Source organism: Agrococcus casei LMG 22410, from assembly GCF_900163565.1.
Lineage (GTDB): Bacteria > Actinomycetota > Actinomycetes > Actinomycetales > Microbacteriaceae > Agrococcus > Agrococcus casei.
Map to the genome: position 1 here is coordinate 113,494 of NZ_FUHU01000035.1, position 16,325 is coordinate 129,818.

Here is a 16,325-nt window from a genome sequence, read left to right on the forward strand (position 1 = left end):
TACCGCTCTGCACCTGAGGCGAGTAATGTGCGTGTCACCGATCGCATTCTGCGGTCGCAACGAAAGGGGAAGCCCATGGGAATCGGAGACAAGGCAGAGGCAGGGTTCGACAAGGTCGCCGGCAAAGCCAAGGAGACTACCGGAAAGCTGACCGACAATGAGCGACTGGAGGCCGAAGGCAAGGCTGATCAGCTGAAGGGCTCGGCCAAGGAAGGCATCGAGCGCGTCAAGGACTCCTTCAAGAAGGACTGACGCTGACACCTCGCCTCAGGCGATGCAGAAGGGGGACGAACTTGCGAGTTCGTCCCCCTTCTTCGGTGTCTGCAGACTTCAGCCGCCACTGGCGAAGATGTGCCCAGTGGGCGAGACTTTCATGTTCTTGTCTTTCAGCAGCAGGTCTTTCACTTCATCAACGGTCATGTTGTTGCGATCTGCCACGATCTGGATGTCATCGCCAAGGGCGTCGATGGCCTCTTGGCCGCCCAGGGGCTTGTCAAGAACTGTGTTCGTGCCCGATGGGGAATTGCTTGTCTCCACGTCGTCACCCTCCGTTTCAGTCTCTGTCGGCTCAGGAGCGGACGGAGATTCCGACTGCTCACTTGTCGACTCGGTAGGCTCGCCGGCCGAGTCGTCGCCGCTGTTCATCTGGAACAGACTGAACACGATGACCGCGACCACTGCGACCGCCAGCACGGCGAACAGGATGCGCATCGTCCAGTTCGTTCGCTTCTCAGTGACGGCGCTTTCGCCGTCTGATGGATGGGTCACGGTGACTCCCCTCGCTGTCGCCTCCCGGTGGCTTCATGGTACAGAAATGGGCTGGGAAATCGCCTTGACGATCTCCCAGCCCATTTCATTCAGGCCGTTTGCACGACCCTACTTGGGGTTATCTGATTCAGCTCTCGGTCGTGAAACGACGGTTGAGAACCAGTGCGCCGCCACCGAGGAGCAGCAGTGCCATCAGGCCGAAGCCTGCGAAGCCCAGGTCGAAGCCGGTGTCAGGCAGCGTGTCTTCGCCGTCGTCTTCACCGTCATCTTCGCCCGTGCCCTCATCAGTGATGACAACGGTCTCCACGTCGCTGCCCTCAGACGTGACGCCGTTGACCGACTGCTTTGCCGAGACAACGTACTCGCCCTCTTCGAGCTTCTGAACGGTGACCGACCAGGTGCCGTCAGCGCCGACCGTGGTCTCGAGGGTGTAGGTCTCGCCCGCGGGGGTCAGGACTGTGACAGTCACGGTCGCTCCGGGGACGCCGGTGCCGGTGACAACGAACTCGCCGTCAGCAACGTCGCTGTCCTTCGGGTCGTTCACAACGGGAGCCTCAACGACTGCGGTCGAGGTGACCGTGACGCTTGCCTCTGAGTCGTCGATCGCCTGCGTAGCAGTGATCGTGGTGTCGCCGTACTGGTTGCCAGCAACCGTGGTTGCCCACGTGCCGTCTTCACCAACGGTGACCGAGACAGTCTCGTCACCAACGGTGACCTCGACGACCTCGCCGATGGTGCCGGTTCCGGTCACGTCGATGTCGCCACCGTCGAACTCAGAACCGTCAGCAGGTGCCGTGATGGTCACAGGGACGATCTGGGGCTCGACTGCGGTGCCGGTCAGTGCGTAGTGGCCGAGGCTGCCGTAGTCGGAGAATCCGCCTGCGTCAGTCGCGGTCGCCTGGCTCGGGTCGCCGAAGCCAACACCGTCAACGGTGAGGTAGTAGACGCCTGCAGTCAGGTCGGTTGCCGTGATCTCAGCGCCCAGACCCGAAGCGGCAGCTGCCGAGTCGCGGGTGGGGTTGCCCTCGTCTTCAGCGATGACATTGCCGTCAGCGTCGGTGAGGAGGATCGAAGCGTTGAGGTTTGCGCCAACCTCGGCGACATCAAGCTTCGCGGTGAACTCACCGTCAGCAACGTTGAGCTCGTAGACATCGACATCGTCACGCTCGATGATGACACCGTCGGCGTCAAAGACGTCGCCGGCCAGGCTCAGCGCCGTTGCGCTGTCGGTGTTGTTGCCGACCTGGTCGCTGGCGAAGTCTGCGCGGTCTTTGTAGTGGAAGACCAGCACAAGCTGCTCGTCGGTGCACTCGGTGCCAGCCTCGTTGACTGCGAAGAACTCATCGCCCGGCTGCGGGTTCTGAGGGTCGGGGCCGTTCGCTGACTGGTCGTAGCAGATCGAGGTGCTGGTGTAGATCGTGCCGTCCTGGTATTCGAACCAGAGGAACTCAGACGCAGCAGCCGAACCGTCAGCGATGATCGACAGGTCGTCCTCGGTGGTGGTGGCACCGGCGTAGTCACCGTTTGACCACTGGCTCACCGGCACACCGTACGGTGCGCCCATGATCGGGCCCCAGAGACCCTCAGAGGGGTAGTAGTAGCCGCTGTCGTCATCGGCGTGACCGTCGTGGTCAAGACCGAAGTTGTGGCCTGCCTCGTGTGACGAGGTGAAGGCGATGCTGTCGGCGATGACGTCAGCAGGCGTTGACAGGTCGAAACCCATGCCTTCGGTGAAGACGAGTGCACCCGAGAGGTAGGATGAGCCGGTGCCGCCGATGAAGGCGAGGCCCGATGTACCTGCGGCCTCGGAGAGCACGTCGTCGTACGAGTCAGTGATGACCACGTGCACGCCGTACTCGTTGTCGTCAGCCGAAGTCTTGTAGAGAGCGTCTGCGCCGGGGTCGGTCGTCGTGACGTTGACGTTGAACGGGGCGTAGTCCTCAACGACAGCTGCCCAGACATCGGCAGCAGCGCTGGAGTACGAGCTGGAAGCGAACGTCAGCGGGCTCTCGGCCTGGACTTCGTTCCATCCCTGGTTCTCGAAGGTCGCGCCATCGAAGTCAAGGAAGATCGTGAGAGGAGCACCGGGGTTCGAACCGCCCTCGGGCGAGCCGGGGACTGAAGCAGCAGCGGTCGGGGCGCTGAACGTCGAGAAGCTGGCGCGTTCGCTGTCAAATGCCGGGTCGACCTCGACCACGTGGCCGGTCTCGGCAACGAGAATGTCGCCAGTCTCCTCAAGCTGCTTGAGCGTTGCTTCGCTCTTGCCGGTGAGCGACGCTGCGGTCTCGTACTTGTTGCTCTCCGCAGTAGGTGCGGGTGCGATGTCAGAGGACTCGTCGGCCTGTGCCGGAAGAGCCACTCCACCGACAGTCAGCGCGCCAACGCCAACTGTCGTCGCGATGGCCTTCAGCCAACGTCGGTTACGTGAATTCAACTTGTTTCCATTCTGGTTATGAATGTGCAATGCATTGTTTCTGGTTGCTACGGCTTGTCTGCCGCCTGAAATGACGGATCACAGCGCGCTAGCCCCATGACACACGCGTGACAGTCTATGCAAACACCTTGAATGCATGCAACGAAGAGTTTGCTGGGAACTCCCTGACCGAGGCTGTGGAACTCCACAAGAAACTCACCTTCTTCACGCCTGCAGCCAGCCCTTGTCTCCAGCGATCCGAGCTGCCTGTGCTCGATTCTCGGCACCCGTCTTGCCGATTGCCGACGACAGGTGGTTGCGCACGGTGCCCGGCGAGAGGAACACCGCCGCCGCAATCGCAGCCACGGGCCTGCCGTCTGCCGACAGGCTCAGCACTTGCTGTTCACGTTCTGTCAACGGATTCGTTCCCTCGAACAGCGTCGCCTCGGCCAATGCTGGGTCGACCACGCGCATCCCTGCGTGCACTCGACGCACCGCGTCGACGAGCTGCGCCGGCGGGGCATCCTTCACCACGAAGCCGCTCGCGCCCGCGGCAAGCGCCGCCTTCAGGTAGCCGGGACGCGCGAACGTCGTCACGATGAGCACTCGCGTCTGCGGACTCGCAGCGATGATCTGCTCGGTCGCCTCGATGCCGTCGATGCCGGGCATCTGGATGTCGACGAGGCACACGTCGGGCCGAAGCTCGCCGACTGCCTCGACGGCCGCGGCTCCGTCGCCAGCCTCGCCCACGACTTGCAGATCGTCTTCGAGATCGAGCAGGGCGCCGAGCGCCCCGCGGATCATCGCCTGGTCGTCGGCGAGCACGAGGCGGATGGGCTGAGTCGCCCCAGCCGCGTCAGAGCGTTCGTTCACCATTGCAACTGCACCCGTGTTCCTCCGTGTGGCGCTTCGCCGACCGTCAGCGTGGCTCCGGCGGCGGATGCGCGCTCGACCATGCCGCGCATCCCGTTCGAAGAAGGGCTCGGCGGTCGGTCGCCGATGCCCACTCCGTCGTCGTCGATCACCACGGTGCCAGGTGCGAATGCGACCTGCGCCTTCGACGCCTGCGCATGCCGCAGGATGTTCGTGGTCGCCTCGCGCAGAATCCAGCTCGCGGTCAGCGACTGTGCGGGCGACATGGCGTCGACAGCGCCTTCGACCTCGAACTCGAGCCCTGCCATCTCGACGGCAGCCTTCGATGCCGCGAGCTGTTCGGCGAGGCCGGAGGCGCGAAGCCCTGTGACGGTGCTGCGCACACCCGTGATCGCCTCGCCCGTGAGCTCAGCGATCTCGGCGAGCTCTCGCTTCGCGCGCTCGGGGTCACGGTCGACGAGCTTGGCCGCGAGCTCGGCCTTGAGCTTCACGACGGTGAGCGAATGCCCGATCAGGTCGTGCACATCGCGCGAGATCGTCTCTCGCTCATGGCTTGTCGCCAGATCGACCCGCAGCTGCTCGGAGCGGATCGAGCGGCTGATCAGCCAGACATTGATGGTGTTGACAACGGCCAGGATGATCACGATCACGAAGATCGGAAGCACGGCCGGGTGGCCGCCAAAGCCGATCAGCACCGCCGTGACGATCACGACCGAGGCGATGCTGGTCGCCCAGTGCCACCATCCGCGCATGCCGTACGACGCGTACGACATGACGAACGGCAGGAACCCGAGCGCCGACCAGCCGATCGCCGGGCTCGTGGCCGCAGCGAACAGGATCAGCAGCGGAAAGATCACCGCCACCGGCCGCGCAACGCGACCCCAGCCCGATCGCATGCCCAGCACGAAGCCCGTTATATATGCGAGGGCGAATGCTGCGAGCGCCGCCCACGCGACCACGCGCCATGCCAGCGGCGCAGTCGATGCGACGAGCGCGATGATCGGGTAGATCAGGAAGATCATCCAGATGACCGCCATGAGCCAGCCGAAGCGCTCCCATGGCCCGCGCGCATCGGGCTCGGGCGATTCGACCGGCGAACCGGCCGAAGTCGCGTCTGCGTCTGTCGTGCTCATCGATTCGAGCCTACTTCGCACCGCTGACACGTCACGCGCGACGCCGCGAGCGCACGACCCCTGCCAGCGCCAGCGCGAGGAAGATCGCTGCCCACACCACGATGTTCAGCAGAACCGCCCACATCGGGTCGGTCTGGCCGGTGATCAGCTGGCCGTCGGTGATGGGCCAGCGCGCGAGCGAGACATACCCATATAGAGGAGTGAATCGCGCGACATCGAGCATCGCCCCGTCGAGCGGCATGAACACGTTGCCGATGAAGCCGAACACCGTGATCGCGATCGACGCGAGCGCCGCAGCCGAGTCGGGGTTCAGCAGCATGCCGACGCCCATGCCCCAGAGCCCGAACAGTGTGCCGCCCACGAGGATCACGGCGGCCGACACGATCCAGCGCCAGGCATCGTCTGCCTGCGCACCCGTGAGGATGCCCGCGACGAACACGCCGGCGACCGAAAGCGACGAGAACGCCAGGGCAGCCGTGATCTTGGTCGCCGCATAGCCGCCGATCGGCAGCGGTGTCATGGCGATCTGGCGCCCCCAGCCCTGTCGCACCTCGCTGGCCGCGAGCGAACAGAGCGAGCTCATTGCGGTTGCTGTTCCGAAGGCGCCCATCGACACCATCACCTGGAACTTCGTGTTGCCGTGGGCCATCGGGGCATCTCCCCACTCGGCGAACCCGCCGAATATGAGGTACATCCCGATCGGCATCGCAAGCGTGAACACGAGCGTGAAGGGGTTGCGCAGCTGGCGCAGCACCTCGATGCGAAAGAGCGAGGGGGCGAACACCGCGCGACGCGGGCGAATAGCTGTTGCAGTCATGGCTCAGTCCTCCGTGAGGTCGGTGAAGGCGGATTCAAGGGTGGGCGCGGTGATCTCGAGGTCGGTGGCGCCGGCGGCGAGCAGCTGCGCTGCGAGTTCGTCGGATGCGGTGGTGCGGGCGGTGAGACGGGTTCCGTCTACGCGCACCTCGTCAGCGCCTGCACGCCGCAGCTCGTCTGCGATGGTGCTTCGCGCATCCGTGTCTGGCACTGTCGCCGACACCGTGCGCCCGCCGAGCGCGGCTCGCAGGTGCGCGGTCTCGCCGTCGGCGACGATGCGGCCACGATCCATGACGACCGTGCGGCGTGCGAACTGCTCGGCCTCTTCGAGATAGTGCGTCGCGAACACGACCGTGCGGCCCGCATCCGCGCTCTCTCGCATGGTGTTCCAGAACCGGCGACGGGCTTTGACGTCCATGCCGGCGGTGGGCTCGTCGAGCACGAGCACGTCGGGGTCGGGCAGCAGGGCGAGCGCGAACTTGACGCGCTGCTGCTCGCCGCCCGAGCACTTGCCGACGCGGCGGCGGGCGATGTCGGTGAGGCCCGCGAGCTGCATCACATCGTCGATGCGGGGCTTGGCGCCGTGCAGGCCGGCGATGACCTGCACGGTCTCGGCGACGGTGAGGTCGGGCAGCAGGCCGCCCGTCTGCAGCACTGCGGCGATGCGACCGGATGCGACGGCGCGGCGGGCAGGGGATCCGAGCACCTGCACCTGGCCGGTGTCGGGTGTGCTGAGGCCGAGCAGCATGTCGAGGGTGGTCGTCTTGCCGGCGCCGTTCGGACCAAGCAGCGCGACGATCTCGCCGCGGCCAATCGTGAGGTCGATGCCATCGACCGCGCGCACGAGCTTGCTGCCGGTGCCGAAGTGTCGCGTGATGCCTGCGAGTTCGATCGCGGGGCCGGTCGTAGTCGCGGCGCGAGGCGGTGCGGGGGCTGGTGTTGTCGTCATGCTTCCATGCTGTCGCTGCGAGGGTGGCTGGCGCCGGATGCCGGTGTCATGACCTAGACGTGACACTTGTCATCTGTTGCGAAAAATGCACCGATTCGACCATCAAACCGGTGCGTTGTCGCAACATTCAGGAGCGGACGGCCTCGAACACCATGATCTTCGAGTCTGCTTCGAACGGCTCGCTGCGCCATCCGCCGTATACCGCCCGCATTTCGAACCCAGCGCTCTGCAGCTCTCGCTCAATAGCCTCCCGCGATCGGAATGTGAGCACCATGCGCTCCACGAACCGATCACCGGTCTCAACGAACTCGTTGTGCGCCAGCATCTCCACGACACCCGGCTCGATCTCGGTGATCTCTTCGCGCTCACGAAGCTCGCCATGCATCGTCTGGCGAGAGCTCGCGACTTCAGTCGCCCACTGCTCCCACGCCCGCACATCCGGGTTTCTGCTCTCGAATGCCAGCACTGCACCCGGACGCAGGACGGATGCGAGGTCGGCCAGGGTGCGCTGCCATGCACCGTCGGGGATGTGCTGGGCGACGTTTCCGGTCATCACGGCCAGATCGTGCGGACCTGCAGGAACAGCCGAAGAGTCGCCGTGCACCCACTCGACGTGCTCTGCACCCGATCTGTTTCGGGCATAAGCGATCATCGCTGCCGAAGGATCCGCGCCGATAACCCTGCAACCCCTGCGAGCGAACGTGACCGTGAGAAGGCCGGTTCCGCAGCCGAGGTCGACGATCGACAGGGCGTTCGTGGCGTCTGCCAAAGCTCGGTAGTAGTCGTGATCTGGTCCGTCGGGATTGTCGACGTCGTAGAGATCGACAATCCTGGGGTCGTAGTCGGTCATCCGCCCACTACAGCGACTGTTTGATGAGTGTGCCGATGTCGGCCATCGCGGCCAGCACCTCATCGCGAGGATCAGCCCCGCGATTCCACTGTGCAGTCACCGCATACGCGATGCGCCGCTCAGGACTCATGTACATGCCCACGTCAGACCGCACCGACAGCAGCGTGCCCGTCTTGTTCCACAGCCACGCGCCCCGGTCGAAGAAGAAGTGATCCGGCGGATCGAAGTTGAACGGCTGCGCAACCATCGAGGTGTCAGACCCCGTGCCGAGCCACCGCAGAAACACGTCGCGACTCTCGCTCGAGAGCCCCACGCCGTCGGCCAGCTCACGCACGAACCGCACCAGCTCGGTCGCGTTGCCCTGCGACAGCCGCTCGGGGTACCCAGGCGGAATCGGCCAGCGCACCTTGTCATTCAGCGCCGTGTGCTCGTAGCCGAGCGCCCGCGAGTGCTCGCGCACCCGCTCGATGCCCACGACGCGGCACAGCGTGTTCGTCGCCGCGTTGTCGCTCACGGCGCCGACCAGCAGACCGAGGTCGTAGACCGACAGCGACTCGGCCTGCATCAGCTTCCAGAGGCCAGAGGCGCCGACCATCTCGTCGGGCCTGCGCGTCACGACCTCGTCGAGCGAGCGCAGCCCCTCGTCGACGTCGACCAGCAGCCGGTGCAGCAGAAACAGCTTGCCGATGCTCGCGGTCGAGAGCACGAGGTCGGGCTGCTCGCTCAGCAGCACCTCGCCGGTGTCGGCATCCTGCACCAGTGCAGACCAGCGGATGCCGTCGACAGTCGGAAATACAACATCAGTCATGAGAGGCTCCAGTCGTCTCGTTCGCGGCCGGTCACGCGTGCGCGGATCTGCTCGCCGATCGCCCGCATGGCGTCGATGACCGGCACGCGCAGGTCTTCTGTGCGACCCTTCCAGTTGGCGGCCACCGCATACGCGACCGACCCGGCAGGCCCGCTCACGATGCCGATGTCGGCGCGCGTGACCGATGTGCTGCCGGTCTTGTGACGCAGCAGGATGTCTTGGTATTCGGGCTCGAGGTGCGCGAGCGGGTCGAGTGAGAACGCATCGGCCAGCATCGAGGTGTCGGCGCCAGCGGCAAGCCAGTCGAGCACGCGATCAGACACGGCCTCAGAGACAAGCTCGCGGTCGCCGAGCCTGCGCATGAAGTCAGACAGCTCGCGCGCGGTGCCGAACGACGGCGTCCAGGGCAGGCCCGGGCCGCGCCCGTCGCGAATGTAGTCGTGCAGCTCGGTGTTCTCGTAGCCGAGCTCGCCGGCCACGGCACGCACCGACTCGAGCCCGCACAGCGAGATCAGCGCATTGGTCGCGAGGTTGTCGCTGACAGCCCCGACGAGCAGCGCCGCATCGCGCACGGGCAGATCCTGGCTGCCCATCAGATACAGGAGGCCCGAGTCGGCAACCCGATGCTCCTCGGGGATCTCGACCCGCGCATCCGCCGACAATTCCCCCGACTCGAGCCGACGCGCGACCTCGATCAGCAAAAAGACCTTGCCGATGCTGGCCGTCTCGCAGACGACGTCGGCGCCGTGCGAGAGCAGCTCTTCGCCGGTTGCGGCATCGACGACGTGCACCGTCCACTTCGCGCGCGAATCCAGCTCGGGCAGGTTCACGAGGCGGCTCCGGTCACGGTCAGCACTGGAGCAGAGCCGGATGCGTCGAGCAGGCCGTCGACGTTCAGCGGGACCGAGAGCGCGTGGGGGTCGTGGCCGAAGCCCTGCTCCCACAGCACCGGCACGCCGCGGTCGGCGAAGAACTCGTCCATGAGCAGGCGGAGGTCGTCCATGCGGCCCGAGCTGTTCCACGAGCCCAGCACGATGCCGGTCACGTAGTCGAAGCGGCCAGCGCGATCCATCTGCGTCAGGAAGTTGTCGAGGCGGTAGGGCGACTCCCCCACGTCTTCGAGAAAGAGGATGCCGTCGGGCTTCTCGGCTGCCTCGGGCGCACCGATCGCGCTCGTGAGCAGGCTGACGTTGCCGCCCGTGAACCGGCCGTGCGTCTTGCCGGGGGCGAGGATCTCGGTGTCGGGGCCGATCAGCTCGCGACCGCCCCACGGCTCGAGCAACCAGCGGCGCACGTCGAGCCTGATGATCTCTGACTCGGCGAACACGCCGTTCGTCGCCATCGGGCAGAAGAGCGTCGGCACGTCGAGGTGCACGCGAAACGCCTCGTGCAGCGCGGTGATGTCAGACGACCCGGTGAGCAGCTTCGGACTCCCGTCGCGCCTGCGACCGCCTTCGCGCATCCGGTTCCAGTCGATGCCGTCGAGTAGCCGCAGCGCGCCGTATCCGCCGCGGGTGCAGACGACTGCGTCGACATCCGGATCCATCCACGCATTGACGAGGTCGTTGCGACGGTCGTCGTCTTCGCCTGCCAGGTAGCGCGCACGCGAGTGCCGCTTGAGCACGGCGTCGCCGACCTGAACCTCGAGGCCCCACTCGCGGTAGTAGCCGACGCCCTTCTTGAGCGATGCCTCGTCGCCGGGACCAGCCGGCGAGACGAACGCGACCGTGTCGCCGGCTGCGAGCGGTGCTCTGTCTATATAGGCGTGGCGGTCGGTCATGCGGCTCCTGCTCTGATGCTCGGGGCTGAATCCAGCAGCTGCTGGGTGTATTCGTGCTGCGGGTTCATCAGCACCTCTTCTGTCGGGCCCTGCTCGACGATCTCGCCGCGAAACATCACGGCGACCGAGTCGGCGATGTTCCATGCGAGGCCAAGGTCGTGCGTGATGACGAGGGCTCCGAGGCCGAGCTTCTTGCGCAGCTTGAGCAGCAGACCGAGGATCTCTCCTCGGACGGATGCGTCGAGCGAGGCGACAGGCTCGTCGGCAATCAGCAGCTCAGGGCCGAGTGCAAGGGCACCGGCGATCACAACGCGCTGCCGCTGTCCGCCCGAGAGCTCCTGCGGAATCGCGCCGAAGTAGCGCTCCGGAGGCGTCAGCTCGGCGTCGGTCAGCGCCTGCGCGACTGCTTCTGCCTCATCGCCCTGGTAGCGGTGGATGCGCAGCCCCTCTGCGATCGACTCGTACACGCTCAGCTTGGGGTTGAGCGCTGCAGACGGATCCTGGAAGACCAGCTGCGCCTTCTTGCGGAACGCCTTCAGCTCACGGCCGCCAGCAGGCAGCTTCTCGCCCGCAAAGCGCACCTCGCCGCCGTCGGTGTCCTGCAGCGCAAGCAGGGCCCGGGCGAGCGTCGACTTGCCTGAGCCGGACTGGCCGACCAGTGCGATGATCTCGCCGCGGTGCAGCGTGAGGTCGACGTCTTTGACGGCCCGAACCTTGAAGCCGCTCGAGGTGTAGGTGACGTTGAGCTTGTCGGCTTCGAGCAGCACCTCGCGCTTGGGTCCGTCGTCAGCGAAGTCGATCTTCGCCTCTGCGTCTTCAGGTTGGTCGCCGTGACGGGTGACCGGCCGCATCCGCGACTCGGTGTCGCCGATGACGGGGAACGCCGCCGCGAGCTTCTGGCTGTACTCCTCTTTGGGGTTCAGGCAGACTTCGCGGGCGTCGCCGACCTCGATGACCTCGCCGTAGCGCATGATCGCGATCTGGTCGCAGGCCGTCGCCAGCACCGACAGGTCGTGGCTGATCATCAGCATCGAGATGCCGCGCTCTGAGACGAGCTTGGCGATCATGTCGAGAATCTGCTTCTGCACGATCACGTCGAGGGCCGTGGTCGGCTCGTCGGCGATGATGATGTCGGGCTCGCAGGCGAGCGCCATCGCGATCATGACGCGCTGCTTCTGCCCGCCCGAGAGCTCGTGCGGGTACGAGGCAGTCTTGTCAGCCGGCATGTCGACGAGCGTCAGCAGCTCTTTCACGCGATCCTGGCGCAGCTGCGCCGTCTTCCACTTGTCGGTCACGTGCAGCGCGAGCGCCTCGGTGATCTGGGCGCCCACTGTCTGCACGGGGTTCAGCGAGTGCATCGCGCCCTGGAAGATGATGGACGCCTCGGCCCAGCGCAGTGCGCGCATCTGGCCGAACGACAGGTCGCTGATGTCGGTGTCGCCGACGGCGACGCGACCGGTGATCTTCGCGTTCTTCGGCAGCAGTCGCAGCACGCTCATCGCGAGCGTCGACTTGCCAGAGCCCGACTCGCCCGCGATGCCGAGGGTGCCGCCCTCAGGCAGCGTCAGCGAGACGTTCTTGACAGCGTGCACCTCGCCTCGGTCGTTGCGACCCGAGGTCGAGTAGGTGATCGATACGTCTTCGAATGTGAGGCCAGGCATCAGCGGCTCCTCAGCGTCGGGTTCAGAATGCTCTCGACCGCGCGGCCCATGAGCGTGAAGGCAAGCACCACGAGCACGATCGCGAGGCCGGGGATCACGACGTACCACCAGTAGCCGCTGGTGGCAGCCGAGATGTCCATCGCGTTCTTCAGGATGGTGCCCCAAGACTGCTGCGTCGCGTCGCCGAGGCCGAGGAACGACAGCGTCGACTCGGCGATGATCGCGGCACCGACCGTGAGGGTCGTGTTGGCGAGCACCAGCGGCATGACGCCGGGCAGCAGGTGCTTGATGATGATGTGCCAGTGGCCGGCGCCGAGGGCGCGAGCACGGGCGATGTAGTCACGCGACTCGACCGTGAGGGTCTGCGAGCGCACGACACGCGCCGTGCCGGCCCACGAGGTGACGCCGATGGCGATGATGATCGTCAGCACACCGCGGCTCAGCACTGCCGAGAGCACGATCGCGAGGATCAGCGAGGGCAGCACCAGGAAGAAGTCGATGATGCGCATGAGCAGGCCGCCGACCCAGCCGGTGAAGTGCCCTGCGGCGATGCCGACGAGCGTGCCGATCAGCATCGACATGAGCGTTGCGGCGACGCCGACCATGAGCGAAACCTGCGCACCCCACACCATGCGCACCCAGAGCTGACGCCCCTGGTGGTCGGTGCCGAGCGGATGCTCGAGTGACGGAGGCGCGAACTTCGGCTGGTCGAGAAGCTGGGTGACATCGAGCAGGTGCGACGGCGCGATGATCGGCGCGAGCGCCGCGATGAGGCCGATCGCGATCAGGAAGATCAGGCCGGTGAGACCGGCGCGGTGCTGCACGAACTCGCGCCAGAACTGCGCCACGGCATTGCGGCGGCGGGCCCACGTGACGCTTCCGGGTGAGCGCTTGGGGGTCTGTGTCGAGGCACTCATGCTCTCCTCACTCTCGGGTCGAGTCGGCGGTAGATGAGGTCGGCCAGGAAGTTCATGACGATGATGATCGCCGAGAACACCACGAACGTTCCCTGCAGCAGCGGCAGGTCGGGGCCGGTGATGGCCTCGAACGTGAGCTTGCCGAGGCCGGGCCATGAGAACACGGCCTCGACCGTGACGGCTCCGGCGATCAGTCCGCCGATGTGCATGAACACGAGCGTCACCGTCGGCAGCAGCGCGTTCGGCACGACGTGCTTGTTGAGGATCTGGTCTTCTTTGAGGCCCTTGGCGCGAGCGGTGGTCGCGTAGTCGGCCGTTGCCTCTTCGATGATGGAGGATCGCATGACCATGAGGTACTGCGCGTAGATGACCGCGGTCATCGTGATGACCGGAAGGACCATGTGCGAGATCACGTCCAGCGAGTATCCGAGCGGATCAGACGGCGCGTCGAGCGACACCATGCCACCGGTCGGGAACCAGCGCAGCGTGCCGCCGAAGATCATGAGCAGGATCAGCGCGAGCCAGAAGGTCGGTACTGACCAGAACACCAGCGAGCTTGAGGAAACGAACTTGTCGAAGCGCGAGTTGCGCTTCCAGCCCGCGCGGGTTCCGAGCCAGAGGCCCAGGATGATCGCAAGGATCGCAGCGGTGCCGGTCAGCAGCACCGTCGGCCAGAAATAGTCGGCGATAAGACTCGACACCGACTGGCTGTAGACGTAGCTCTCGCCGAAGTTCAGCGTGAAGACGTTCACGATGTAGTCGATGAACTGCTCGCCGAGCGACTTGTCGAGGCCGTAGGACTCGCGCAGCAGCTGCACCTGCTCAGGTGTCATCTGCCGCTCGCGGGCGATTGCCGCGACCGGGTCTCCCGGCAGGATGCGGAAGAGGAAGAATCCGAGGATCACGACCATGACCAGGCTGAGGGCCGCGCCGCCCAGCTTGGTGCTGATGTAGCGCAGGAACGAAGAGTCGCGCTGCGGCTCCTCAGCGTTGGCCTCCGTGGAGATCGCTGAGGTGGAGGGAGGTACTGAGCTGCTCATCACTCACTTCCGGGTTGTGTCAAAAGCGTGCCGCGCCGGAGCGCACCCCGGCGCGGCACATACTGATGGAGCTGGCTACTCTACGTCGCCAGCGTTCTTGCGACGCACCATCCAGAAGATGACACCGCCGACCACGAGAACTGCTGCCGCGCCACCTGCGACCAGGAGGCCGGTCGAGGGGCCGCCACCGCCGCTGCCGTCACCGAGGGGCTCGGCCGACCACAGTGCCCAGTACCCGGACTGGTTCATGATCACGCCGTTGTCGGTCGGCTGCAGGGTGAAGTCACCCACGCGGTCGGAGCGGTAGGCCTCCAGCTGGTTGCCGTACCAGAACGCGACCTGCACCGATGACTCGTAGTTCATCGCGAGCATCTCCTGCACGATCTCCTGGCGCTTATCCGGGTCGAGCTCGACGTGCTGCTGCTCGTAGAGGGCGTCGAACTTCGGGTCGCAGTATCCGTCCTGCGTCGTTCCGCCCGATCCGTCGGTCTCCGTGGGCAGGTTGGCGCACGTGTTGATGCCGAGCTGGTAGTCGGGGTCGGAGTTCATCGACCAGCCGCTGAAGTACATGTCGTACTCTCCTGCGGTGACCTTGGTGCTGATGGTGTCAGAGTCAGTCATCTCAACGTTGAGCTCGATGCCGATCTCTGCCATCCACGGCACGAGGAACTCGCCCGAAGCCTGGTCGAGAGGGCTGTCAGCGTCGATCAGGATCGTCAGAGCGAGACGCTCGCCGTCCTTCTCGCGAACACCGTCTGAGCCTTCGGTCCAGCCTGCGTCGTCAAGCTGCGCCTTGGCAGCTTCGACGTCGTAGTCCATGATCACCGGGTTGTCTTCACTGAGGTGCCAGTCGGGGAACGATGCGGGGATGAAGCTCGTGGCTAGGGTTCCCTGGTCGTCGAGCACCTGCGTGAGCAGCGTCTGAGCGTCGATGCCCTTGCGAATCGCCTGGCGCACCTCGACATCCTTCAGTGCTTCCGAGCCCGTGCCGAACTCTTCGCCGTCAGCCGTCTGGAAGCCCGGGTTCAGTGCGAGCGACGTGTAACGACGGCCCTGACCCGAGTGAGCCACGACGTTGTCCTGGCCCTCGAGCGCATCGAACTGCGTCGGGCTGAGACCCGTCACGATGTCGATCTCGCCTGCGCGCAGTGCCTGCACCATGGCGTCGGAGTTGGTGTAGTAGACGTACTGAATGCGCTCAAAGTTGGGTGCACCGCGCCAGAAGTTAGGGTTCGCGGCCAGTTCGATCGACTGGTTCTGCGCGTAGCTCTCGATCGTGAACGGACCGGAGCCGACGACGTCGCCTTCGTCATTGGCGTACTCGACGGGGTTGTCGAGCTCTGACCAGATGTGCTTGGGAACGATCGGGATCTCAACACCGGGGTTCGCAGCCTGGGGCTCCGACAGCGTGATGACCAGCGTGTGCTCGTCCGTCGCCTCAACAGACTCAAAGCTCGAGACGAGGCCGCCGTTGGCGCTGCCCATCTCGGGGACTTCCATCATCTGCGTGTACGTCCACTCGGGGTCTGCGGCCGTGAGCGGTTCGCCGTCTGACCACTGCATCCCTTCGCGGATCTTGTACGTCCAGGTCATGCCATCTTCGCTGGTCTCCCAGGATTCGGCGAGGCCCTCTGTCGGCGAACCGTCTTCTGCGCTGTACTGCACGAGGTTCTCGTACACCTGGCGGAAGATTCCGGTCGGCGTCAGGTAGATCGACGTGAACGGGTTGAACGAGTCAACGAAACCGCTCGTTGCGATTCGCAGTGTCGTTGCGCTCGAGTCTGGCGTGACAGCCGGACCGTCGCTGCTCTCGTTGGCGAGCGGCGCGACTGTCGCGCTCGCTGCCATGGGTGCCATTCCGAACACGCACGCGACGGCTGCAGCCATTGCTGCCGCACGTGTCAGCCGGGATTTGGGGGGTGCTTGCATTGTGGAGCTCCTTCGCTTCCGGCTGACTGTTCGTCGTCGAGCCTGGCCGGTAGGTACATGCAACACCATCGGCGGTCAACCTTCAATGATTCGTATCGTATCTCACACAAGCGTTATCGATTCTTTACCCGCGGCGTGGTGCGGGCGGATGCGCTACACCGTACGAAAGCAGGGCAAGTTTCGTGCGTTCACTAGGAAGTGTCAGGTTGCGAGCGGATTGTCGGGTACACACACGGAGACGGTGTTACGTTCCGCAAAACGGTTGATATCTCACAATCCGACACGTATCAGGCGCCCATTTCGGCCCCTGAGCGGCGCCAGAAACCGCAATTCGCGCATCCGTGCACGGCGGTGTCATTCGGTCGTTGCAACGGCTGATCGGAAGGAT

The 16,325-nt window shown here is 65.1% G+C and carries 15 protein-coding genes; 1 reads left to right on the top strand and 14 read right to left on the bottom strand.

What is annotated here, in order from left to right; genetic code table 11:
- Window positions 1-75 precede the first annotated feature (75 nt).
- Window positions 76-252: a CsbD family protein gene (locus CZ674_RS08245; RefSeq protein WP_086992036.1), complete on the top strand. Its 177-nt coding sequence runs from the start codon at window positions 76-78 to the stop codon at window positions 250-252.
- Between the two features lie 78 nt (window positions 253-330).
- Here the strand turns inward: CZ674_RS08245 and CZ674_RS08250 are convergent, their stop codons facing one another.
- From CZ674_RS08250 to CZ674_RS08315, 14 genes are all read right to left on the bottom strand, one after another.
- On the bottom strand, window positions 331-711 hold the full coding sequence (locus tag CZ674_RS08250; RefSeq protein ID WP_143244695.1) for a hypothetical protein: 381 nt from the start codon (window positions 709-711) through the stop codon (window positions 331-333).
- 184 nt (window positions 712-895) lie between these two features.
- Window positions 896-3,127, bottom strand: a complete 2,232-nt coding sequence (locus CZ674_RS08255; RefSeq protein WP_159456941.1) for a zinc-dependent metalloprotease family protein — start codon at window positions 3,125-3,127, stop codon at window positions 896-898.
- Between the two features lie 279 nt (window positions 3,128-3,406).
- Window positions 3,407-4,057 carry a response regulator transcription factor gene (locus tag CZ674_RS08260; RefSeq protein WP_086992039.1) on the bottom strand — a complete coding sequence of 217 codons (651 nt, stop codon included), beginning with the start codon at window positions 4,055-4,057 and terminating at the stop codon, window positions 3,407-3,409.
- Window positions 4,051-5,187, bottom strand: a complete 1,137-nt coding sequence (locus tag CZ674_RS08265; RefSeq protein WP_086992040.1) for a sensor histidine kinase — start codon at window positions 5,185-5,187, stop codon at window positions 4,051-4,053. Before CZ674_RS08265 ends, CZ674_RS08260 begins: the two co-directional genes overlap by 7 nt.
- Before the next feature lie 31 nt (window positions 5,188-5,218).
- Complete coding sequence (locus tag CZ674_RS08270; RefSeq protein WP_086992041.1) at window positions 5,219-6,004, bottom strand: ABC transporter permease; 786 nt, start codon at window positions 6,002-6,004, stop codon at window positions 5,219-5,221.
- 3 nt (window positions 6,005-6,007) lie between these two features.
- Entirely contained in the window at window positions 6,008-6,952 is a 945-nt protein-coding gene (locus tag CZ674_RS08275; protein ID WP_086992042.1) for an ABC transporter ATP-binding protein, read from the bottom strand.
- A gap of 127 nt (window positions 6,953-7,079) precedes the next feature.
- Complete coding sequence (locus tag CZ674_RS08280) at window positions 7,080-7,802, bottom strand: class I SAM-dependent methyltransferase (RefSeq protein WP_086992043.1); 723 nt, start codon at window positions 7,800-7,802, stop codon at window positions 7,080-7,082.
- 7 nt (window positions 7,803-7,809) lie between these two features.
- Window positions 7,810-8,610: a serine hydrolase gene (locus CZ674_RS08285; protein WP_086992044.1), complete on the bottom strand. Its 801-nt coding sequence runs from the start codon at window positions 8,608-8,610 to the stop codon at window positions 7,810-7,812.
- Window positions 8,607-9,440 carry a serine hydrolase gene (locus CZ674_RS08290; protein WP_086992045.1) on the bottom strand — a complete coding sequence of 278 codons (834 nt, stop codon included), beginning with the start codon at window positions 9,438-9,440 and terminating at the stop codon, window positions 8,607-8,609. Before CZ674_RS08290 ends, CZ674_RS08285 begins: the two co-directional genes overlap by 4 nt.
- Window positions 9,437-10,390, bottom strand: coding sequence for a S66 peptidase family protein (locus tag CZ674_RS08295; RefSeq protein ID WP_086992046.1), 954 nt, complete (start codon window positions 10,388-10,390; stop codon window positions 9,437-9,439). The genes CZ674_RS08290 and CZ674_RS08295 overlap by 4 nt, the downstream gene beginning before the upstream one ends.
- Window positions 10,387-12,051, bottom strand: a complete 1,665-nt coding sequence (locus CZ674_RS08300; RefSeq protein ID WP_086992047.1) for an ATP-binding cassette domain-containing protein — start codon at window positions 12,049-12,051, stop codon at window positions 10,387-10,389. Before CZ674_RS08300 ends, CZ674_RS08295 begins: the two co-directional genes overlap by 4 nt.
- Window positions 12,051-12,968 carry an ABC transporter permease gene (locus CZ674_RS08305; RefSeq protein WP_086992048.1) on the bottom strand — a complete coding sequence of 306 codons (918 nt, stop codon included), beginning with the start codon at window positions 12,966-12,968 and terminating at the stop codon, window positions 12,051-12,053. The genes CZ674_RS08300 and CZ674_RS08305 overlap by 1 nt, the downstream gene beginning before the upstream one ends.
- Window positions 12,965-14,008 (bottom strand): ABC transporter permease, encoded by a 1,044-nt coding sequence (locus CZ674_RS08310; RefSeq protein WP_086992049.1) that lies wholly within the window; start codon window positions 14,006-14,008, stop codon window positions 12,965-12,967. Before CZ674_RS08310 ends, CZ674_RS08305 begins: the two co-directional genes overlap by 4 nt.
- Before the next feature lie 75 nt (window positions 14,009-14,083).
- Window positions 14,084-15,937, bottom strand: coding sequence for an ABC transporter substrate-binding protein (locus CZ674_RS08315; RefSeq protein WP_086992050.1), 1,854 nt, complete (start codon window positions 15,935-15,937; stop codon window positions 14,084-14,086).
- Window positions 15,938-16,325 lie beyond the last annotated feature (388 nt).

Excerpts from the sequence above, each read along its gene's own strand:
- CZ674_RS08275 (WP_086992042.1), bottom strand. The coding sequence starts at position 6,952 with ATGACGACAACACCAGCCCCCGCACCGCCTCGCGCCGCGACTACGACC.
- CZ674_RS08295 (WP_086992046.1), bottom strand. The coding sequence starts at position 10,390 with ATGACCGACCGCCACGCCTATATAGACAGAGCACCGCTCGCAGCCGGC.
- CZ674_RS08260 (WP_086992039.1), bottom strand. The coding sequence starts at position 4,057 with ATGGTGAACGAACGCTCTGACGCGGCTGGGGCGACTCAGCCCATCCGC.
- CZ674_RS08245 (WP_086992036.1), top strand. The coding sequence starts at position 76 with ATGGGAATCGGAGACAAGGCAGAGGCAGGGTTCGACAAGGTCGCCGGC.
- CZ674_RS08305 (WP_086992048.1), bottom strand. The coding sequence starts at position 12,968 with ATGAGTGCCTCGACACAGACCCCCAAGCGCTCACCCGGAAGCGTCACG.
- CZ674_RS08280 (WP_086992043.1), bottom strand. The coding sequence starts at position 7,802 with ATGACCGACTACGACCCCAGGATTGTCGATCTCTACGACGTCGACAAT.
- CZ674_RS08310 (WP_086992049.1), bottom strand. The coding sequence starts at position 14,008 with ATGAGCAGCTCAGTACCTCCCTCCACCTCAGCGATCTCCACGGAGGCC.
- CZ674_RS08270 (WP_086992041.1), bottom strand. The coding sequence starts at position 6,004 with ATGACTGCAACAGCTATTCGCCCGCGTCGCGCGGTGTTCGCCCCCTCG.
- CZ674_RS08265 (WP_086992040.1), bottom strand. The coding sequence starts at position 5,187 with ATGAGCACGACAGACGCAGACGCGACTTCGGCCGGTTCGCCGGTCGAA.
- CZ674_RS08285 (WP_086992044.1), bottom strand. The coding sequence starts at position 8,610 with ATGACTGATGTTGTATTTCCGACTGTCGACGGCATCCGCTGGTCTGCA.
- CZ674_RS08315 (WP_086992050.1), bottom strand. The coding sequence starts at position 15,937 with ATGCAAGCACCCCCCAAATCCCGGCTGACACGTGCGGCAGCAATGGCT.
- CZ674_RS08300 (WP_086992047.1), bottom strand. The coding sequence starts at position 12,051 with ATGCCTGGCCTCACATTCGAAGACGTATCGATCACCTACTCGACCTCG.
- CZ674_RS08250 (WP_143244695.1), bottom strand. The coding sequence starts at position 711 with ATGCGCATCCTGTTCGCCGTGCTGGCGGTCGCAGTGGTCGCGGTCATC.